Raw genomic sequence first — 21,406 nt, forward strand, 5'->3', positions numbered from 1 at the left:
GACATGGTAGTAGGTGGATTTACAAATGAAGTGGACACTATTGTTATCGGTTCGGGACCTGGCGGTTATGTTGCAGCTATCAGAGCATCTCAACTCGGACAAAAAGTAGTTATTGTTGAAAAAGAGTCAGTGGGTGGTGTTTGTTTGAACGTTGGCTGTATACCTTCAAAGGCGCTTATACATGTTGGTCACGAATATGCTAATAGCCAAAAATCTCATCCATTTGGTTTAACAATTGGTAAGAGTCAATTGGATTTTAAAAAAGCACAAGAATGGAAAAACACAGAAGTTGTTGCTAAGCTTACGACTGGTGTAAAAACTTTGTTAAAGAAAAACAAGGTGACCATTGTTGAAGGGGAAGCTCATTTTGTTGCAAAAGATACGGTTTTTGTCACTCCAAAAGATGGTCTTGGTGAAGCTTATCGCTTTAAAAATGCCATTTTAGCAGTTGGTAGTCGTCCAATCGAATTAAAAGCTTTTCCATTTGGCGAAGATATACTGGACTCAACAGGACTTTTAAATTTATCAGAAGTTCCTAAAGAATTAGCTGTCATTGGTGGTGGTTACATTGGTATGGAACTTGCCATGGCTTATGCTAATTTAGGCAGTCATGTCACAATTTTAGAAGGACAAGACAGTGTCTTAAATGGTTTTGAAAAAGACTTAATCAAACCAGTCTTAGATGAGGCAGAAAAATTAAAGATGACAATCATCACTAATGCCAAAGCATCTCGCTATGAAAAAGACAAAAAAGGCCTTCATCTTTTCTATGAGATTGGAGGAAAAGAAGAAGAAGTTATTGCTGATAAGATTGCTGTTTTAGTTGGTCGTAGACCTAATACAGATATGATGAGTGTTGAATTATCAGGTCTTGAATTAGATGAAAAAGGTTTGATTCCAGTTAATCAACAAATGCAGACAAATCAAAAACACATCTATGCGATTGGCGATATTACAAAAGGTCCAGCTCTAGCTCATAAAGCTTCATATGAAGGAAAAGTAGCAGCCGAAGCTATTTCACAAGTTGCGGGAGTCGCAGCAGATTATCTTGTGATTCCAACCGTGGCTTATACCCAACCAGAAATTGCAACCGTTGGTTTGACAAAAGAAAAAGCTAAAGAAAATGGTATCACGCCAAAAGTTGCGACCTTCAGATTTGCAAGTAATGGTAGGGCCTTATCAATGAACCAGGCAGAAGGTTTTGTCCGTTTGGTTTCTGATAAAGAGACTAACCAATTAGTTGGTGCACAATTAGTAGGGCCAGGTGCTAGTGAGTTAATCGGTGAAATAACCTTAGCGATTGAAAACTTACTAACAGCAGAAGATATTACATTAACCATTCACAACCATCCAAGTCTATCAGAAACTATTATGGATGCAAGTGAAGTCTTATTAGGCCACGGCATTCATCAGTAAAGGAGACATATGGAAAATAAATTATCGGCAAAAGCATTTGCCATGAACGTACTAAATGGTATTGCAACTGGATCAGTAGTAGTTTTAATTCCAGGAGCACTCCTTTCAGAACTCGTTAAACTTTTAATTCCTAGTATGCCATTTTTGACGCCATTAGCATGGGGACTGTCAATGTCAAATGCAACAATGGGTTTGGTTTGTGGCTTCATGGTAGGATTGAATTTCAAATTTAATCCTATCCAGTCAGCCTCATTAGGATTAGCAACCTTATTTGCTTCTGGCTCAGTCATGATGAAAGATGGTGTCCTCATGATGGCCGGAGCAGGAGATATCATTAACATGTTGATTACATCAGCCATTGGTGCGGCTCTTATTCTACTAGTAGGTAATGGTTTAAAAGCCTATACTATTTTAGTTATTCCACCAATGTTAATGTTAGTTGTCGGTTTATTTGGGCGCTTTATTCTCCCTTATGTAGCTAAGATTACAGAAATTGTCGGTTTAGGAGTTGCGCAATTACTACAATTGCAACCTCTCATCATGTGTATACTGATAGCTATTATTTTTGGTGTCCTAATTGTGTCACCAATTACAACAGTTGGTATTGCCTTAGCCATCTCATTATCTGGGGTTGGCTCAGGTGCGGCTAACATTGGTATTTGTGCTACTGGTTTTGCATTTGCCATTTTAGGATGGTCTGTTAATACTCGCGGGACATCTGTTGCGCATTTTATCGGATCTCCGAAAATTTCAATGCCAAATGTGGTTAAAAATCCTAAAGTGTTATTACCAATAATGGCTTCTGGTGCTTGTTCTGGGGTATTAGCTTATTTGTTTAATATTCAAGGGACACCAATGAGTGCAGGTTTTGGTTTTAGTGGGTTAGTTGGACCAATTAATCATCTCAATCTCGTCAATGGTGGTTGGTCTGTCACCAATATCTTAATTACTTTGTTGGTATTTGCAGGTGGACCAATACTCTTTGGATTATTATTTAAATACTTGTTTATGAATGTTCTTGGGATTGTTACTCCAGAAGATTATCGTCTAAATATTTAAAGGTTGAGGGTATGTCTTACTTGAGGCTTCGGTAGCAAGAAAGGACATACCCTTTTAGTTAGGAAGTGATAGAATGTCGTTATTAATTGATAAATTATTAGAAGCTAGACCAGAAATTAAAACAGCAACAACTAGAATGAATTTAGTGGTTGTTAAAGCAGCCGATGATGAGGTCTTGTCTAGTGTTGAAAAAGCGATTGCTGAAAAAAGGATTTACGCTTACTTAATCGATGATGAAAAGGCACTAAAAGAAAAATTGAGTCATTATGATATAGATGACTCTGCTTTTGAAATCATTAATATAGCTGATGAACAAGCAGCTTCTTTTAAAGCTGTTGAACTTATTCGACAAGGAAAAGGAGATGCCATTTTAAAGGGTCATCTTCCAACAGGTAAACTATTAAAAGAAGTGGTTAATAGAGACACTGGGATTAAAAAAGCAGAAACACTATCACATGTTGCTGTTCTTTCAATGCCATCCCTTAATCAGTTGATTGCAGTGACTGATGGTGGGCTTATTTTACAGGCAGATAAAGATAATCTTAAAGTGATTATTAAAAATGCTCAAACGGTGATGTCTGCCTTGAAAGTATCTCCTATTAAGGTGTCCTTATTATCAGCAGCTGAAAATGTTATTCCTAAATTACCTTCTTCAGTAATGGAAGATGAGATTGCCAAAGAGTATCAAGAACAAAAAGATATTATTGTTGAAGGACCTCTTTCTATTGACTTATCCTTATCACAAGAAAGTGCCAAAGAAAAAGGGTATGAAGGAAGAATTCAAGGGGATGCCAACATTTTAGTCGCTCCTGATATTGTCACAGGAAACGTCTTTTCAAAATCGCTCACTTTATTTGGTGGGTCAGAGATGGCTGGTATTATTATGGGAGCCCAAGTACCTGTCATCATTACTTCTAGAAGTTCAAGCTTTGAAGAAAAATATGCATCCATTTTACTGGCACAAGTAGTGATGTCAGATAAATAGAAAGAATAGGAGAGCTAGATGAAAACAATTATTGCTATTAATCCTGGTGCAACATCTACTAAAATTGCCCTCTACCAAGATGAAGAGCTACTATGGAAAGAAGATATTTTATACACCCCTGAAGACTTGGAGCCCTATGCTAAAGTATTTGATCAGTTTGATCGTCGTTTAAAAGATATTGAAGCAATATTATCAAAACATCACGTTGAAACTATTGATGTAGCCGTTGGTCGTGGCGGTTTGATTGGGCCTGTTAAACCAGGAGCTATCTTAGTGACTGATGACTTAATCAATCACTTAGAATATCATCCTGTTTTGGAACACCCTTCCAATCTTGGCGCAAAACTAGCTAAGTTTATTATGGCAGATTATGGCAATGATAAACCAGCTTATGTTTATGATCCAGTTACTGTCGATTCAATGCGGGATGTCTCAAGATTAACAGGGATTAAAGGGGTAGAGCGTACGTCTACTGGTCATCATCTCAATATGAGAGCAGTAGCACGAAAAGTGGCTGAAGATTTAGGGAAATCTTACGATGATTTAAATATCGTGATTGCCCACCTTGGTGGAGGCTCCACAGCAAGTGCTCATGAAAAAGGTGCTATCGTTGATTTTGTTTCTGACGATGAAATCATGTTTTCAGCCGAAAGATCTGGTGGCATACCTTTAAAAGCAGTTATCAGTAAGATTAAAGAGATGGGTATTGATGATTTCAACTATCTTGCAAGAAAAAAAGCTGGCCTACAATCGCATTGTAAGACAGCGGATTTACGAGATGTTGAAAAAAGAATGGCCGACGGTGACAAAGAAGCTTCCCTTGTCTTTGATGCTCTTGCTCTAGGCATTGCTAAAACATTAGCAGTGCTAGCTGTTAGTATTAATGGCCCTGTTGATATGGTTTGTATAACCGGTGGTATGGCTTATTCCAAAGCACTTTGCGAGGCTGTAAAAGAACGTACTAGCTTTATAGGTCCTTTTAAAGCTTATCCAGGAGAGTTTGAGCTAGAAGCACTTGCACTTGGTGGGCTAAGAGTCTCTAATCAAGAAGAAGATTATCAAGAGTTAACCTTTTAATTTAATGATGTTTAATAGCATCAATGAATTGTGTAATAGCAAGAGAATTATGACTCATATCTTTGCGATAGGCTAATCCTTGTTTGTATTCACTATGAACATCATGTAGAGGAATCCACACCAGATTTTCTACGAGGCTAAGATCTTTTAACTCCCCAGGAAGTATTGTAACAGCATTTAATTTATGAAGGCTATGTAAGAGTATTTCAAAATCATCATGTGTTAGAATAACCTGATTGAGAATGCCAAGTTCACGACAGCGTTTTTTGGTCAATTCGCCTAAGGCAAAGTGATCACTAAGACTGGCAATGTAGGAGTCTTTTAAATCTTTGAAAACAACTTTCTTTTTAGAAGCAAGTGGGTGATTATCTGGCACAACCAGGTAAGTAGAATAACTAGAGTGGTTGATAGCGACTGGATCAATAATAATGTTGTGTTCCACTTGTGGAAAAGAGAGAATGCCAACATCAATTTTTTCTTGCGCTAAAAGGTGTTGTAGCTTAATCGACCCTTCTTGAACAATACGCACATCAATAGTGGGATTTTGACGAATAAAGCGAGAAATTTGATCAATAAATTGTAACATGGTTAAAAAGGTAACACCAATAGTAAGACTTTTTCTTTCATTTTCTGATTTATTTTGGAGATCAAAAATGAGTTGATTAAAATCACGTACCAAAGGCTCTCCTTTTTCTAGTAGCAATTGGCCGCTTTCTGTTAAATGGAGTTTATGATTATGATAGATAAACAATTGTGTGTTCAACTCATCTTCCATTTTTGAAATGGATTGTTTCAAGGCAGGCTGCGAAATAAATAAACTCTTTGCCGCGTGCGAATAGTTTTGGGTTTTTGCAATAGCTAGAAAATAAGAAATTTGACGAATATCCATAAACAAAACCACTTTCTTTTAAAAACTTATCCTAACAAGAACTCTTTACTAATAATGCAAGAAAAATGAGAGGAAGGTAATATGCAATATGTCAATTTAGAACGTATTTTTAATAAATTTGTTCAAACCAATGAATTGCCTCGAGCAATAATACGCCTCCAAAAGCGTCATAGCGATGACTTTGTTCAGCTATCCCAAGGAGACATCAATGAAGACACCCCTTTTGTTTTAGCTAGTGTCACTAAGTTATGGATCACAACTATTCTTCTTCAATTAATTGATCAAAAAAAATTGGATTATGACTCTATTATATCGAATTTTCTACCAAAAGAAAAGTTGGAGAACTTGCATTCTTATGCAGGAAAAGACCAAACAAAATATATCACAATTGCTGATTTATTGTTTCAAACCAGTGGTTTACCCAATGTCTTTTATGAGGAACCGATTTTACTTAAAAATAGGATAAAACAAGAAGATTTCTCCTATAGTTTTTCAGACATGCTATACTGGGTTAAAAAAACACCAGCGCATTTTCTTCCGGGTAGTAAAGAAGCCTATTATGCTGACATTAACTATATGCTTCTTGGAAAAATCATTGAAAGTGTTACTCATCAGTCCTTAGATGCGTGTATTGAGAAAACCATTTTAAGACCTTTAGGAATGGCGCACTCTTTTTTAACAAGTAGTGAATTTGCTACTATTCCCCCTATCTACACAGGCAAGGATTATTTGGTGCGACCAAAACTCATCTCTAGTGCCCAAGGAGCTGGTGGTGGGATTTCAACCACAGCTGATTTGATGAGCTTTATTCAACCATTTGTTGAAGGACAATTATTTGAGGATAATCATTGGCAAAAAATGGCACATTACTTGCCCCTTCAAGGAGATTATGCTCCTGTTGAATATGGTGGTGGTCACATGAAGTTGACCATGGGCCAATATGAAAAAGAAGATAGACTTTCTTTTTATGGACATTCGGGTTTATCAGGTGCTTTTGCCTTTTATTGCCCACAACTTGACGTTTATTTGACAGGGACAACCGATAACGCAGGACGTTCAGAATTATGTATTCAATTGATTTATCTCATTCTTTTTGAATTGGAGAGAGAAGAAAAACTAAGAAAGGAAGCATAGAGTTTTGGAATGTTAGATAGAGAAATAGAGCAATTGCAGGTTTTACTTTCAGAAGATGGTTATTTGGTTGGCAAAACAATGCAAGCTGATATTATGTTTAAGTACACTGTACCCATTAGTGTTGAAGAAAAATTATCTTTAACCGTTTTTAATGCCAATCTTCCTAAGCAAACAATAGTCGTTTTAAACCCATCAGGAGTACTTTATTCCTATGAATGGGTAAATGGGATTAAAGATCAAATAACTGATATTCCAAATGACGGTACTGTTGCTGGCCTCTTTCAAACTATTAAAGATGTTCTAAAGTAATCGTTTGAACAAGTTTAAAGACTCTTATCATTTAAGCAAATTATAGTCTTATAAAGATAATCATCTTGACTATGATCTGCTTGAAACAATGATAAGAGTTTTTATTTTGTAAAAATGGGCTGAATTAAGACGAAACAAGAGTACTCTAAATCCTTGATTTTAAAGGATTGTTTCAAGATCAAAAATAGTCCGGTTCAATTAATTGATATTTTTAACAAAGAGCAGTATGATATTGCTATTAGCTAGTACAGTTCCTTTTAAGAGATTATTTTAATTTATCTAAGTGTGCGTTTTCTTGTTAGAGGGTAGCTAAACAAGCGTGTCGCTTACCAAATATTTTCTTTCAAAACTCAACTGTTCTAACAAAAGTAAACTGACAAACTTATTAGTTGAAAGAGTGAACAATTCAACAAATCCTAAGAGGCCTAGTCATCTCTAAGAATTGAGGAGGTCACTTTATCGTTAAATGGTTTTGTCTCATATCACAAGGAGGAGTCGCAATGACAAAAATTAATGCTTCAGATGCCATGATTAAAGTTATTGAATCATGGGGTGTTAAAAATATCTACGGTTTACCTGGAGGATCTTTTGATTCAACCATGAATGCTCTTCATAACCGTAAGGATACTATCAATTATGTACAAGTTCGCCATGAAGAAGCGGGTGCTTTGGCAGCTGTTGGTGAAGCTAAAGTGACTGGTCGTATTGGTGTCACATTTGGTTCTGCAGGACCTGGTGCCGTTCATCTTTTAAATGGTCTTTATGATGCGAAACATGATGGTATTCCACTTCTTGCCCTTATTGGTCAAGTGCCTACTTTCAACATGAACAAATCATACTTCCAAGAACTTAATGAAAATCCAATGTTCGAAGATGTATCTGTTTATAACAGAACAGTGATGACTGCTGAACAAATGCCTTATGTGGTTGATGAAGCGATTCGTCAAGCTTATGCTCATAGAGGTGTTGCTGTTGTTACTATTCCTAAAGATTTGGGATGGCAAGAAATTGAAGATAACTATATCTCTACAGCAGCAAACTATCAAAAACCAATTATGCCAGAACCTGCCAAAGATCTTGTTGATAAAGCTCTAGAAATGCTTCAAGCTGCCAAACGTCCTTTAATTTATATTGGTTTAGGAACAAGAGGTGCGCGTGAAGATATTATGAAGTTGGCCTTACAATTGAAAGCACCAATTCTTAGCTCAGCCCCTGCAAAAGGGATTGTTCCTGATAATTTTGAACTTTACATGGGGGCAGCCGGTCGTGTCTCTACAAAACCTGGTATTGAAATGCTTCAAGAAGCAGATACTATTATCACTTTTGGTACAGATATGCCTTTCCAAAATCATTTTGCTAAACCAGAAGCCACTTATATCCAAGTGGATATTGATGGTACTAAGTTTGGACGTCGTCATAGAGTTGACCTTGCCATCTTAGCAGACGCTAAAAAGACTATTAAAGCCCTTATTGAAAAGGGAAAAGACATGCCAGAAACTGACTGGTACAAAGTTGCAATTGCTAATAAACAAAACTGGGTTGACTGGATTGCTAGCTTTGAAGATGACGATTCTGAACCACTTCGTGTAGAACCAGTCTTTAAAGAAATCAATGCTATGGCAACAGACGATGCAGTCTTCCAAGTTGATGTCGGTAATGTGACCATTGATGGGTTAAGATTCCTTAAAATCAATGACAAACAAGCCTTCACAACAAGTGCTTGGTATGCGACAATGGGTTATGCGCTTCCAGCAGCAATTGGTGCTCAAGCTGAGTATCCAAAACGTCAAGTCTGGTCTATTTCAGGTGACGGTGGATGGACAATGAACATGCAAGACATTGCAACTGCTGTTAAATACCGTATGCCAATCATCAATGTTATCTTGACCAATGAAAGTCTTGGTTTCATCGAAGCTGAACAAGATGACATGCCACAACCTCACTCAGGAATTGATTTGATTGACTTAGACTTTGGTGATGCCGCTTCTGCAATGGGTGCAACTGGCTTTGAAGTAAGAACCCTTAAAGAATTGAGAGAAGCATTTGCTAAAGCGAAAGAAGCAACTGGACCAGTTGTCATCGACGTTAAAATCGCAAATGACCGTCCAATTCCAGTAGAACAACTAAAAATCGATACTGAAAAATTCAGCGAAGCAGAAGTCAAAGCATTCGTTGAAGAATATCAAGCAGAAGGTCTTATCCCATTTAGAAAATTGTTAGAAGACGTTCAAAAATAATAAAATAACAAAAGAAAACCTGTTCTCTGTGAACAGGTTTTTTGTTTTCCAAAAGAAAATGGTTTCAAAAAAGTGTATAATAATATTAAGTGAATAAACCATTAGGAGGGAAAAGTCATGTTAACTATCAAAGAAGCAATGAACTGGCGCTATGCCACCAAAAAATTTAATCCGGATAAAAAAATATCTCAAGAGGATTTTAGTCAATTAGAAGCTATTTTACAATTAGCACCAACAAGTACCAACATACAGCCAACCTATTTTATTGTGGCTGATAATGAAGAGGGGAAAAAGAGAATTGCCAAAGGTGCCATTGGTCCTTTTGCTTATAATCGCCCTAAAATTATGAATGCCTCTCATGTCATCGTTTTTACCAGCAAGAAATATGTTGATGATGACCACTTATCAGCTGTTTTAGAAAAAGAAGATGAGGATGGTCGTTTTAGTGATGAACAATGGAAAGAAAATCAAGACACCGGTCGCCGTTCTTATTTAAGGATTCATCGATTAGAATTACAAGACGAGGCACACTGGCATGCTAAACAATGTTATTTAGCGGTAGGCGCACTTTTATTAGGTGCAGCTTCAATGGCAATTGATGCCGTGCCAATGGAAGGGATTGATTTGGATATCATTAATCAAGAATTTGACCTTAATGCTCAAAACATCAGTGCACAGATGGTGGTCGCATTAGGTTATCGTCAAGAAAAAGAGGACTATAATACCAAACTTCCAAAGTCTCGTTTGGATAAAAACTTACGAATCATTAAAGCGTGATTATTCAAAAAAGAGTTGCTGATATTTATTGAGAATATGTTTAAGACTTTTATTTTCTCTCATGATTTTGTTACAATAAAGTCATAAAAGTACGGTATAGGAGAGTATTATGGTACCCTTTGATTTTAATGAAAATGCTAAAAGAATCGGTCAAAACTCCATTAAATGGCAGTTAGCTGAGAAGAATCAAGAGATTATTCCTGCTTGGGTTGCTGATATGGATTTTAAGGTTTTTCCAGGTCTGAGAGAGGCAATAAAAACCTATTCTGAAAAAGATTTTTACGGTTATGGCTATCCTAATCAAACCTTAACTGATACTGTAATGTCTTGGGAGAAAGATGAGCACAACTATACTTTTAGTCGTTCATCTCTTCTTTTTCTCAATGATGTCCTCTCAGGTATCGCAACAGCTCTGCAAGTCTTTACTCAAGAAGGTGATGCAATTCTTATCAATGACCCAGTGTATCCAGCCTTTAGAAATATTATCACTCATAATAAACGCCAGCTAGTGACAAATACTTTGGTGGAAAAAGAGGGGCAATTTGTTTTTGATTTTAAGCAATTTGAAGCAGATATTATAGCTCATCAGGTAAAACTCTTTGTCTTATGTAATCCTCATAATCCTGGAGGACGGGTTTGGGACAAAGAAACTCTGTTAAGCATTGGCAAGATTTGTCAAAAACATGGTGTTCTAGTTGTTTCAGATGAAATTCATCAAGATTTAACCTTGTTTGGTCATAAGCACCATTCTTTTAATACTGTTGATGATAGCTTTAAAGAATTTTCGATTATTCTTTCTAGTCCTTCTAAAACCTTCAATATGGCAGCTTTTAAAATAGCTTTTGCTATTATTGAAAATAGAACCTTGCGAAAAGCTTTTCAAGAAAAAATATTAGCCAACCATCAGTCCATTTCAACTATTGCCTATGAAGTAACTGAAACGGTTTATAGAGACGGTAAGGATTGGCTAGTTGCTTTAAGATCAACCTTGGAAGAAAATATCACTGATGTGATCGATTATTTTGCCAAACACGCGCCTAAAATTAAGGTCATGCCTTCTCAAGGAACCTATCTTCTTTGGATTGATTTTTCTAACTATTCATTAAGTGAAAAAGACCTTTATAGGATTTTAAAAGATGAAGCTAAGGTTATTTTAAATGAAGGCTTAGCCTATGGTCAGATGGGTAAGAGTCACGCGCGTTTAAATGTTGCGACTTCAAAGAAACTTTTGCAAGAAATAGTCAAGCGCATAGCAACTAGTCTTGAAAACCTTTAAAATGACTGAATACTCCCTAGTGAAGGGAGTATTTTTTTGTTATAATAGCAGTTAGTATTAAGAATGGTAATGAAAAGGAAATAAAATGAGTATTTTAGAAGTTAAAAATTTGAGTCATGGCTTTGGTGATCGTGCCATTTTTGAAAATGTCTCTTTTCGTCTATTAAAAGGTGAACATATTGGCCTTGTTGGAGCAAATGGTGAAGGGAAGTCAACCTTTATGAGTATTGTCACCAACCGTTTGCAGCCTGATGAAGGAAAAATTGAGTGGTCTAAGTATGTGACGGCAGGTTATCTGGATCAGCACGCTGTATTAGAAAAAGGACAAACTGTCCGTGATGTCTTGCGAACCGCTTTTGATGACTTGTTTAAGACAGAAGCTAGAATTAATGATATTTATCTTAGCATGGCAGAAGAAGGTGCTGACATAGACCTTTTGATGGAAGAAGTTGGGGAATTACAAGACCGTTTAGAAAGTCGTGATTTCTATACACTAGATGCTAAAATTGATGAGGTGGCAAGAGCCCTTGGCGTCATGGCTTATGGCATGGATACTGATGTTACAGAATTATCTGGTGGCCAAAGGACAAAAATACTACTGGCGAAACTCTTGCTTGAAAAACCAGATATCTTACTACTTGATGAGCCTACCAATTATTTGGATGCTGAACACATTGACTGGCTAAAACGTTACCTGCAAAACTATGAAAATGCCTTTGTTTTGATTTCTCATGATATTCCTTTTTTAAACGATGTGATCAATATTGTTTATCATGTTGAAAATCAGGACTTGGTCAGATATACTGGTGACTATGAGCAGTTTAAAGAAGTTTATGCCATGAAAAAAGCACAACTAGAAGCTGCCTATGAACGTCAACAAAAAGAAATTGCTGATTTGCAAGATTTTGTCAATCGTAATAAAGCGCGTGTTGCCACTCGTAATATGGCTATGTCACGTCAGAAAAAACTAGATAAAATGGAAAAAATTGAGCTTCAGTCTGAGAAGCCAAAACCATCTTTCGAGTTTAAAATGGCTAGAACGCCAGGACGCTTTATTTTCCAAGCCAAAGATTTAGAAATTGGCTATGATCGTCCCTTAACCAAACCCTTGCAATTAAGCTTTGAACGTAATCAAAAAATTGCCATCATCGGCGCTAACGGTATTGGGAAAACAACCCTTCTAAAGAGTTTATTAGGCATTATTCCCCCAATTACTGGCCAAGTAGAACGTGGTGATTATATTGAACTAGGCTACTTTGAACAAGAAGTTAAAAGTAGTAAACAAACACCTTTAGAAGCCGTTTGGGATGCTTTCCCCTCTTTAAATCAGGCTGAAGTGCGTGCTGCTCTTGCGCGTTGTGGCTTAACGTCAAAACATATAGAGAGTCAAATTCAAGTTCTCTCTGGTGGTGAACAAGCTAAAGTGCGTTTTTGTCTGCTCATGAATCGTGAAAATAATGTGTTGGTTTTAGATGAGCCAACCAATCATCTTGACGTTGATGCAAAAGAAGAATTAAAACGTGCTTTAAAAGCCTATCCCGGTTCAATTTTAATGGTTTGTCATGAACCTGAATTTTATGAGGGATGGGTTAATGATGTCTGGGATTTTAATCATTTAACTTCATAATCGTTAGTATTATTATAGAAATTAAAAATAAGAGTAAGCAAGATGACAATAAACTTGTTTACTCTTATTTTAGTTAAATGACTTATCAAACGACTACGAATTAAATCGTTTACAAATTAAAAAATAAGGTATAAAATAATAATGATTACAATTTAGAATAAGAAGGTGGTTACTTCATTAAGTAAATAGTAGTGTTATAATGGATTTTCTCTATACATCTAATAGAGAAGAGTTGCTAAAGTTCTATGAATGAATTAGAGGAGAAAAAATGATTGAAAAAACTTATGAAAAAGATGATTTAATTATCTACTGGCGTCCAGAAATGTGTGAGCACGCAGCAGAATGCGTTAAAGGATCTCCAAAAGTGTTTGATGTTAAAAGAAGACCATGGATTGACCCAAGTCAAGATAGCACAGAACATATTATGGAAGTTATTGATCGTTGCCCATCACGCGCCTTAAGCTATAAGAGAAAATAAGGAGAGTTAAAAAATATGATAACTATTCGTTATGAAGAAGAAAATGATCGTTCAGCTGCTTATGATGGTGAAAAAGAAATTGGTGAGTGTACTTATTTTTTAACCAATAGAAAATGGGTGATTAACCACACATTTGTGGATGAGAATTATGGTGGTCAAGGGATTGCCAAGAAATTAGTGGCAGAAATTGTTGACCAAGCTAGACAACAAGGTATTAAAATTATTCCGTTATGCCCTTTTGCAAAAAGAGAGTTTGAACTAAGAGCTGAATACGCAGATGTCAAAGCTTAATATTATTTGTTTAGACTATAAAAAGAGTTCATGTGAACTCTTTTTTTGATAGATTAAATTTTTTGAAATCAAATAAACAACACGCTAATCAATTTTAAAATTAATCAGCAATTCTAAATTGCTTTAATAATTGCTCAGTTGTTTAAAATGAGGAACTTTGGATAAAATATAGTTGCCTGAAAGGCCAACAAGTAATCCTGATAAAATACCACTAAATGACAAAATAGGGAGATAGTTTAAGACAACAAATGATTGGGCGATAAAAGAAAAAACAAGTAATTGACCAATATTATGAATGACACCGCCAAAAATAGAGATGCCAATGACACTAACACGTTTTGGACCTAATTGTTTTGCAAAAATCATGGCTATAAAACTAAGTACACTACCAGCAGTACTATACAAAAAAGTTGAAAATGTCCCACTTAAAAAAGTAGTGATAAATAATCTCAGACCAATCACTTTTGCACTATCTTTTGTTGAAAGATTAAAAAGGGCAATAATTGTCACTAGATTTCCAAGCCCCAATTTTGCTCCTGGTGCGAAGGCAAAAGGAGTTGGAATTAATCGTTCAACCAATGAAATAACAACTGCTTGAGAGGCAAGCATTGTAATAAAAATCAGTTTGTAGTATTTTGAAGTCATTATTTTTTGTCACCATTATTAGAGTTATATCCTCATCATACAGTTTTTTAAAAGGCATGACAAGTATTTTTTATATTTTTTGTTACTGGGAATTTTGATAAGGATAATTACTTTTTAACCATCAAAAAACGTAGCTTATTTTTATAGTTAAAAAATAGTTTGTTTATCTTGTCTATGGTTTCAAAACATAGTATAATAAATTGAGATTAAATCAGTAAAGGAGAAGTATTTTGACTAAAGATATTGTTATCATTGGTGCTGGCTATGCTGGTATTTCGGCAGCTCAAACTTTGGCAAAAACATTTAAGAAAAATGATGAGGTAACGATTACACTCATCGATAAAAATTCTTTCCATACTTACATGACGGAATTGCATGAGGTTGCAGCAGGGCGTATTGAGCCTGAAGCGATTAAATATGACTTACAACGCATTTTTAGTAAGTATCCAAAAGTAACACTTGTAACAGATAAGGTGCTTTCTGTTGACTATGATCAAAAGAAGGTATTTGCTGAACATACAACATTATCATTTGATTATCTTATTTTAGCAATGGGTGCAGAAGCTAATGACTTTGGTGTTCCAGATGTTAAAGAAAATGGTTTTACGCTCTGGTCAATTGAGGCAGCTGAACGTTTGCATGATCATATGATTGATTGTGCATACCGTGCCATGAGAGAACATGACGTTGAAAAAAGAAAAGCCCTCTTAACATTTACTGTTATTGGTGCTGGTTTTACCGGTGTTGAAATGATTGGGGAGTTGATTGATTGGGTACCAATTATTGCTAACCAATTCAAATTAGACCCTAATGAATTTTCATTAAAACTGGTTGAAGCAACGCCAACCGTTCTTCAAATGGTGACTAAAAAAGAACAAGAAAAAACCATTAAATACCTTAATAAGAAAAAGGTAGAAGTGCTTTTAAATGATGCTGTTACTGAAATCAATAAAGAAAGTCTTGTGCTTTCTTCTGGACGTTCGATTCCAACACATACTTCTATTTGGACATCAGGTATTAAAGCTAATACCGATACCAAAGATTACGGTATGGAACAAGCTCGTGCAGGTAGATTAGTAGCTAATGAGTATATGGAAGCTAAGGACAAGCCAGGTGTTTATGTCGCTGGTGACTTAGTTTATTACGAAGATCCTAATAATGGCAATGCACCAACCCCACAAATCGTTCAAGCAGCTGAACAAACAGGTCATACTGCAGCCCAAAACATTATTGCTGAGATTACTGGTGGTCAAAAGCATGCCTTTAAAGGAAAATATGATGGTTTCATGGTTTCTATTGGTTCTAGGTATGGTGTTGCATACATCATGAATAAATACCATATGACTGGTTTCTTTGCGATGTTAATGAAACACATTGTCAACCTTATTTATTTCCTTACCATTAGAAGTTTTTACAACATAGGTGCTTACATCCGCCACGAGTTCTTTGACATTAAACACAAACGTAATATCTTTGGTGGTCATCTATCAAGTAAAGGAAATAACCTTTGGCTTGTTCCACTTCGTGTGTTTTATGGGTCTGTTTGGCTTTATGAAGGTATTAAAAAAGCCTTTGGTCTTTTTGGAACAACCTCATGGTTTGGAAATGATGTTGTTTTTCCATTCCCTTGGTTACAAGAAGCCGTTTCAGGAGCTTCTGAAGCTGCAGATGCTACAACAAGTGCTTCTCAAGCAGCAGATGCGGGTGCCCAAGCAGCAGAGCAAGTCTTTAGTTTAAACTATACTTACGGTGAAGAACCAATGCAAGTCTTAAAAGGGATGCCAGATTGGTTTGCTTCAATTATGAAGTTTATGATGCCAAATCAAGATGTTGCTCTTTTCATGCAAAAAATGATGACCTTACTTGAAATTGGTATCGGTTTAGCCTTAATTGGTGGCGCTTTTGTCTGGTTGGTGAGTGCTTTGACAGTTGGTCTTGTAGCAATGTTTTCTCTTTCAGGAATGTTCTTCTGGGTTAACATGTGGTTTGTGCCAACAGCGATTGCCTTAATGGCTGGTGCAGGACGTGCCTTTGGTCTTGACTACTGGATTATGCCTTGGATTGGTAAACGATTAGATCGACTGATTTATGGTAAAGTCAACCATATTTATGGTTTTGATAAAAAATAATCATTCTTAAGAAAATTAAAAATAAAACGCCCATCGGTAATTCTTAATAAAATGACTTATCATGGGTGCTTTTATTTATAGTAGAGCTGGTGAATAAAATGATACATACATTGTGGGAAAATTATCCTGATATCAATGACGCTTTGGAAGACGTTAAAGAGATTATGTTAAGTAATATCTCAGTGATTCATCCTGAAGTGAAACAAAAAATAACAGATTATATTAATGCTTCTGGTAAGTATGTCAGAGCAGGTCTTTTAGTGATGCTAGCAAAAGCAACTGATGGTAAAATCAAAATAGGGAAACTTTATTTGGCAGCCTCTGTTGAAATATTACATCTTGCGACACTAATACACGATGACGTCATTGATCAAGCTGGAACGAGAAGAGGGATTGAGACCCTACACCAAACTTTTTCCAATAAAATTGCCATCTATGCTGGTGATTATCTTCTATCTTATGCCTCAAAACTAGCACTTAAGGGATTTGAAGATATTCTAAAAGGAAGTAAGGACTTACATTATTCAAAAAACAATTACCGTATCATTGAAAGAGTCTTATCTGGTGAATTATCACAACTAATGAATAGTTTTAATGAAGATATTTCAGCAAAAGCCTATCTTAAGCAAATTCGTGGAAAGACAGCCTTTCTTTTTGGTATGGCAACAAAAATGGGTGTTTTAACTCCTCATCGAAGTGTTAAAGAACTTAACCTTGCTTTTAATGTTGGTCAATCTATTGGTATGGCTTTTCAGCTAACGGATGATTTGATTGATTTTAAGAAACCTCAAGAAAGTTCTGGGAAACCTCAACTGCAAGATGTTCAAAATGGTATTTACACCTACCCACTTATTATTGCTAAGTCTGAGAATAAACAGATTCAAGACTTTCTTTCCAAGAAAAAAAGGGAAAACTGGTCTCAAGAAGACCTCATTTATCTTCAAAATCTTATTGAGAAAACAGGCGGTTTTTTAGCAACAGAGCAGTTAATCAATCGTTATATCGCCAAATCAATTAAACAATTGGCTCTGTTATTACCTGAAGAAAAAATGACTGAAATAGTTTCTTTAATCAAAAAATTGTTCACGACATCTCTCTAACAAGGAATGTTAAGAAAAACACAAAAAAGACTAGATTTTTTTAAAAAAATATTATATGATATAGTTGAAAAAAATAAAAAGGAGCCCTTAAAATGAAAAAAGGTACATTATTAAAATCTCTTGCACTTTTAGGTGCTGCAACTCTTCTTGTTGCATGTAGCAACAACTCAAGCGACACAAAATCTGACGCTAAGGAAACTACTACAACAACAATGGAGAAAAAAGATGATTCACAAAAAGAAATGATGATGGATCTTCAAGATGGTACATACACTGCTGAATCAGATTTTGATGAACATGATTACAAAGTGATGCACACTATTGTTGTAAAAGATGGAAAAATCACTGAGTCTGACTTTGATTACTACAGCAAAGACGGCAACATGAGAAAAAGTGAAAACGAAGAATACAACAAAAACATGAAAGAAAAATCAGGTACTTCTTCTAAAGAAGCTATTGACAAATTAAATCAAGAATTAGTTGATGGCCAAATGGCTGAAGTTGAAGTTGTTTCTGGTGCAACACATACTTCTGAAAACTTCGTGAAGAGTACTGAAGCATTGTTAAAAGCAGCAAGCGAAGGAAATACAGAAACTGTTTCAATTGACTTAGGTAAATAATATCTTAGATTGAAAAATAACTTAGAATGAGGAGTAGAGAAAAATCTCGCTCCTTATTTCTATTTAACTATCACATAAAGTAAAGAGATGAGTCTATGAAATTAAAGTATTTTTTATTAATACTAGTATTACCAATATTATTGATTGGCTGTGCTAAAACGACTAGTAAGGATGAAACAACAGCAACAAATTTGCCAATTGTTAAAACACCTACTGAGAGAAATGAACCACTACTTCATACAGTAGTGCAAATAAGCATCTATCATGATAATCAAAAAAAGGTACTTGATGAAGCAATTGATTATATTAAAGAAATGGAAAGACTTCTTTCAACTAACGAAGAAGGTTCAGATGTTTATCGTATTAATCATGCTAAGGGTGAGCCAACCAAGGTTGATGACCGTACTTTTGAGTTAATCAAACAAGCGCTAGAGATGTCAAAAGAAAGTGAAGGTAAGTTTGATGTTAGTATTGGAGCAGTTACCAATTTATGGCAAATCGGTTCTGAAAATGCGCGTGTTCCAAGTGATGAGGAAATCAAACAAGCTTTACCGATGATTAATTATCATGATATTGTTTTAAACGACTCTGATAAAACTGTTCAAATCAAAGAAGGAATGACACTTGAACTAGGTGGGATTTCAAAAGGATATATCGCAGACCGTGTCAAAGAATTTTTAGCTAGTAAAGGTGTTACAACGGCTATTATTAATCTAGGAGGTAACGTTGTTGTTATGGGAACTTCCCCTAATAACGCTAAAGGATGGAAAGTTGGTATTCAAGATCCAGACAAGGCAAGAGGTGTCACTGTAGGATCTGTCTATCAGGAGGATTCATCCATTGTTACTTCAGGTATTTATGAGCGTTATCTAGAAGAAAATGGTAAGAGGTACCATCATATTCTTGATCCTAAAACGGGTTATCCTATTGAAAATCAAATTTCAGGAGTCACTGTTTTTACAAAGACATCTACTCAAGGAGACGGTCTATCAACGTCATTATTTTTACTTGGGATTGATAAAGGATTAGAATTGGTCAATCAAACAGATGGTGTCGAAGCTGTTTTTATTGATAAAGACCACGGAATTCATCTTAGTGATGGTCTTAGGGAATCATTTGAACTAACACATGGAGATTATTACATTGCAAAATAAAAATTTATCGTTAGCTTCTTTTATAGAATTTGTAGAGTTAAGAACAAAGGTTGCCAGTGTTTTTCCGATGACGATTGGTTTTTTATGGTCACAATACTACCACCATACATTTAACGTGTTAAATAGTATCATTTTTATCATAGCTGTTATTAGTTTTGATATGTGTACAACAGCTATCAATAATACGGTAGATTTTCATAAGGCTATTGACGCATCTTACAAAGTAGAAGAAAATGTGATTGGTAAATATCAATTAAATCTCAAACAGATGGTTAAGATTATCTTTTTATTACTGGGCATTTCTATAGTCTTTTCTATCGTTCTGGTTTTTTTGACGGATATCATGCTTTTACCTATGGGTATCATCTGCTTTTTGATCGGAATTTTTTACACTTATGGCCCTAAACCACTATCAAGACTGCCTCTTGGAGAAATTTTTTCTGGCGTTACGATGGGCTTTGGTATTTTTTTTCTGGCACTTTATATTCAACTTCCCAAGAGAATGTTGAGCACTCAAATTGATTGGTCAAGTCTCACTATTTCTTGGCATATTGGTGAAATAGCACTTGTCTTTTTGATGAGTCTTCCATTGGTAACACTGATTGCTAATATCATGTTGGCCAATAATCTTTCTGATTACGAACAAGACATTAAAAATAAGCGCTTTACCCTTGTCCATTATATTGGTAAAAATAATGCTGTCACATTATATACCGTGCTTAATCTTTTTCCTTGGTTTGTTTGGCTGGTATTTATACTCGGTCAATTCGTTCCCTGGTATGGTTTAGTGATTTATCTGTTCTTTCCACTTAATTGGAAGAGTCTTAAACGATTTAGAAAAGAGCAAATCAAATCAAAAACATTTATTGAAGCGATTAAAAGTTTTGTGCTTTTTTCAGGATTATATGTCTTAACGTTATTACTAGGAATACTATTTTAAACCTTAGATGACCTCATCTAAGGTTTTTTATTTTCTTCTCATAAATAATTCATAAATAAAAATTTATATGTAAGATTTTAGCAAAATAAAAAAGTCTAAATATGGTGCAAATTCATTGACAATATGCGATAAATCAATATAATAATATATATAATAATAATAGATATTATATGAAAAAAAAGTAACTTTCATAATCTGAGAAATAGTGTGGAAGCTCTTTTTTTTCTGGGTAGCTTTAGAAGGGAGAAACATGTTTTTTAAAAAACAATTATTTGGTTACAATAAAGCAGATGTTGATCAAATAATTAACAAATTGACTGAAGACAATCAACGATTAAAAAATATGATTGTAGATCAAGAAAAAAATATCAATGAATTATCTGATGCCCTTTCTCAAATGAAAGAGAAAGAAAATGATATTCAGAAATCCTTAATGGATGCCAAAAATATTGCTGAAGAGATTATCAATGAAGCAGAAGTATATGCAAGCAATAAAAAGGAGGAAGCCAAGAAGAATTCAAGTCGAATCTTTAATAATTTTGAAAAAAACTTCAATGAGATAGTGGCAATAAAACGTGAAATTGTTGACCTGGAACTTAAAATGAAAGAAGAAATCAGAGAAAAGGTTAATTTCTATCTTAATCAACTTGATGATATTGATGTCTTTGGTGAACAGTTAGATGCAAAATTTATTCAAATTGAAGATCGTTTTGAACAGATTAAACTTGAATTGCCTGATGATAAAGAATATCAAAAAGAGGCAGAAGTTGAAGAGATACCTGTCTATACGTTTCATACAGATTAAAAAGGAGAACTGAATGGATAAAGTGAATGAAAGTTTTCAAAGAACACTTGCCAAAAAACAGTTTTTTTTAAAAATTGTTGAAAAACCTTCTGAGTGGCACTATAAAGGAAAGTTTTCAGTTAGTGAAAAGCACTTGATTGATTTTGGAATATCAATTACAAAAGGCCAATCAAAAGGTATTGGTCAAATAATCTATCAAAATATTGCTTATTGCTCTGATAAAGACTCCCGTTTGGAGTGGTTAGAATTTATTAACAACTTGAATCGTCAGTTAGGTATTTATTACTATTTTTGTCTAGAGGATAATGGCTATGTCTACATGAGACATATCCGAGATGTTACAACTGAATTAGAAGATTTTTTTAATACGATAATCCAAGCACCTAGTTTAATCAGAAAAGTTTTAGTGATGTTTGAAGAACGCTTTGGAAGTCGCAGTGTGTTTAAATAATTAGATT

Annotated in this window: 21 protein-coding genes; 19 read left to right on the forward strand and 2 right to left on the reverse strand. The window is 35.1% G+C overall.

The window, feature by feature from the left end; all coding sequences use genetic code 11:
* Positions 1 to 3 precede the first annotated feature (3 nt).
* From lpdA to buk, 4 genes are all read left to right on the forward strand, one after another.
* Complete coding sequence (gene lpdA / locus JHK62_RS01050; protein ID WP_199574827.1) at positions 4 to 1,416, forward strand: dihydrolipoyl dehydrogenase; 1,413 nt, start codon at positions 4 to 6, stop codon at positions 1,414 to 1,416.
* A 9-nt stretch (positions 1,417 to 1,425) separates the two neighbouring features.
* Positions 1,426 to 2,475, forward strand: coding sequence for a PTS sugar transporter subunit IIC (locus JHK62_RS01055; RefSeq protein ID WP_199574828.1), 1,050 nt, complete (start codon positions 1,426 to 1,428; stop codon positions 2,473 to 2,475).
* A 73-nt stretch (positions 2,476 to 2,548) separates the two neighbouring features.
* A complete protein-coding gene (locus JHK62_RS01060; protein ID WP_199574829.1) occupies positions 2,549 to 3,460 on the forward strand; it encodes a phosphate acyltransferase in 912 nt (303 codons plus the stop codon).
* Between the two features lie 18 nt (positions 3,461 to 3,478).
* Complete coding sequence (gene buk, locus JHK62_RS01065) at positions 3,479 to 4,537, forward strand: butyrate kinase (protein WP_199574830.1); 1,059 nt, start codon at positions 3,479 to 3,481, stop codon at positions 4,535 to 4,537.
* A 1-nt stretch (position 4,538) separates the two neighbouring features.
* On the opposite strand, the gene JHK62_RS01070 is transcribed toward buk, so the two are convergent.
* Positions 4,539 to 5,426, reverse strand: a complete 888-nt coding sequence (locus JHK62_RS01070) for a LysR family transcriptional regulator (protein ID WP_199574831.1) — start codon at positions 5,424 to 5,426, stop codon at positions 4,539 to 4,541.
* 81 nt (positions 5,427 to 5,507) lie between these two features.
* Here JHK62_RS01070 and JHK62_RS01075 point away from each other — a divergent pair, with 81 nt between their 5' ends.
* The 8 genes from JHK62_RS01075 to JHK62_RS01110 all read left to right on the forward strand — a co-directional run bounded on the left by JHK62_RS01075 (position 5,508) and on the right by JHK62_RS01110 (position 13,555).
* Entirely contained in the window at positions 5,508 to 6,560 is a 1,053-nt protein-coding gene (locus JHK62_RS01075) for a serine hydrolase domain-containing protein (protein ID WP_199574832.1), read from the forward strand.
* Between the two features lie 9 nt (positions 6,561 to 6,569).
* Positions 6,570 to 6,869 carry a hypothetical protein gene (locus JHK62_RS01080; protein WP_199574833.1) on the forward strand — a complete coding sequence of 100 codons (300 nt, stop codon included), beginning with the start codon at positions 6,570 to 6,572 and terminating at the stop codon, positions 6,867 to 6,869.
* Between the two features lie 500 nt (positions 6,870 to 7,369).
* Positions 7,370 to 9,106, forward strand: a complete 1,737-nt coding sequence (gene spxB / locus JHK62_RS01085; RefSeq protein WP_199574834.1) for a pyruvate oxidase — start codon at positions 7,370 to 7,372, stop codon at positions 9,104 to 9,106.
* A gap of 117 nt (positions 9,107 to 9,223) precedes the next feature.
* Positions 9,224 to 9,883, forward strand: a complete 660-nt coding sequence (gene nfsB / locus JHK62_RS01090; RefSeq protein ID WP_199574835.1) for an oxygen-insensitive NAD(P)H nitroreductase — start codon at positions 9,224 to 9,226, stop codon at positions 9,881 to 9,883.
* 109 nt (positions 9,884 to 9,992) lie between these two features.
* Complete coding sequence (locus tag JHK62_RS01095) at positions 9,993 to 11,159, forward strand: MalY/PatB family protein (RefSeq protein WP_199574836.1); 1,167 nt, start codon at positions 9,993 to 9,995, stop codon at positions 11,157 to 11,159.
* 85 nt (positions 11,160 to 11,244) lie between these two features.
* On the forward strand, positions 11,245 to 12,786 hold the full coding sequence (locus JHK62_RS01100; protein ID WP_199574837.1) for an ABC-F family ATP-binding cassette domain-containing protein: 1,542 nt from the start codon (positions 11,245 to 11,247) through the stop codon (positions 12,784 to 12,786).
* Positions 12,787 to 13,054: 268 nt separating this feature from the next.
* Positions 13,055 to 13,264: a (4Fe-4S)-binding protein gene (locus JHK62_RS01105; protein ID WP_199574838.1), complete on the forward strand. Its 210-nt coding sequence runs from the start codon at positions 13,055 to 13,057 to the stop codon at positions 13,262 to 13,264.
* A gap of 15 nt (positions 13,265 to 13,279) precedes the next feature.
* Positions 13,280 to 13,555, forward strand: a complete 276-nt coding sequence (locus JHK62_RS01110) for a GNAT family N-acetyltransferase (protein ID WP_199567023.1) — start codon at positions 13,280 to 13,282, stop codon at positions 13,553 to 13,555.
* A gap of 123 nt (positions 13,556 to 13,678) precedes the next feature.
* Here JHK62_RS01110 and JHK62_RS01115 read toward each other — a convergent pair whose 3' ends face one another.
* Complete coding sequence (locus JHK62_RS01115; RefSeq protein ID WP_199574839.1) at positions 13,679 to 14,200, reverse strand: Gx transporter family protein; 522 nt, start codon at positions 14,198 to 14,200, stop codon at positions 13,679 to 13,681.
* A gap of 230 nt (positions 14,201 to 14,430) precedes the next feature.
* Between JHK62_RS01115 and JHK62_RS01120 the strand changes: the two genes are divergently transcribed.
* The 7 genes from JHK62_RS01120 to JHK62_RS01150 all read left to right on the forward strand — a co-directional run bounded on the left by JHK62_RS01120 (position 14,431) and on the right by JHK62_RS01150 (position 21,399).
* Entirely contained in the window at positions 14,431 to 16,329 is a 1,899-nt protein-coding gene (locus JHK62_RS01120; RefSeq protein WP_199574840.1) for an NAD(P)/FAD-dependent oxidoreductase, read from the forward strand.
* Positions 16,330 to 16,427: 98 nt separating this feature from the next.
* Entirely contained in the window at positions 16,428 to 17,429 is a 1,002-nt protein-coding gene (locus JHK62_RS01125) for a polyprenyl synthetase family protein (protein WP_199574841.1), read from the forward strand.
* Positions 17,430 to 17,521: 92 nt separating this feature from the next.
* Complete coding sequence (locus tag JHK62_RS01130) at positions 17,522 to 18,049, forward strand: FMN-binding protein (RefSeq protein ID WP_199574842.1); 528 nt, start codon at positions 17,522 to 17,524, stop codon at positions 18,047 to 18,049.
* Positions 18,050 to 18,144: 95 nt separating this feature from the next.
* A complete protein-coding gene (locus JHK62_RS01135) occupies positions 18,145 to 19,203 on the forward strand; it encodes an FAD:protein FMN transferase (RefSeq protein WP_199574843.1) in 1,059 nt (352 codons plus the stop codon).
* The gene (locus tag JHK62_RS01140) at positions 19,193 to 20,143 is read left to right on the forward strand and encodes a 1,4-dihydroxy-2-naphthoate polyprenyltransferase (protein ID WP_199574844.1); all 951 of its coding nucleotides are present in this window, start codon (positions 19,193 to 19,195) and stop codon (positions 20,141 to 20,143) included. Before JHK62_RS01135 ends, JHK62_RS01140 begins: the two co-directional genes overlap by 11 nt.
* 250 nt (positions 20,144 to 20,393) lie before the next feature.
* Positions 20,394 to 20,948: a DivIVA domain-containing protein gene (locus JHK62_RS01145; protein WP_199574845.1), complete on the forward strand. Its 555-nt coding sequence runs from the start codon at positions 20,394 to 20,396 to the stop codon at positions 20,946 to 20,948.
* A 13-nt stretch (positions 20,949 to 20,961) separates the two neighbouring features.
* Positions 20,962 to 21,399: a hypothetical protein gene (locus JHK62_RS01150; RefSeq protein WP_199574846.1), complete on the forward strand. Its 438-nt coding sequence runs from the start codon at positions 20,962 to 20,964 to the stop codon at positions 21,397 to 21,399.
* Positions 21,400 to 21,406: the final 7 nt, after the last annotated feature.

The sequence above is a fragment of the Streptococcus pacificus genome, from assembly GCF_016481305.1.
GTDB lineage: Bacteria > Bacillota > Bacilli > Lactobacillales > Streptococcaceae > Streptococcus > Streptococcus pacificus.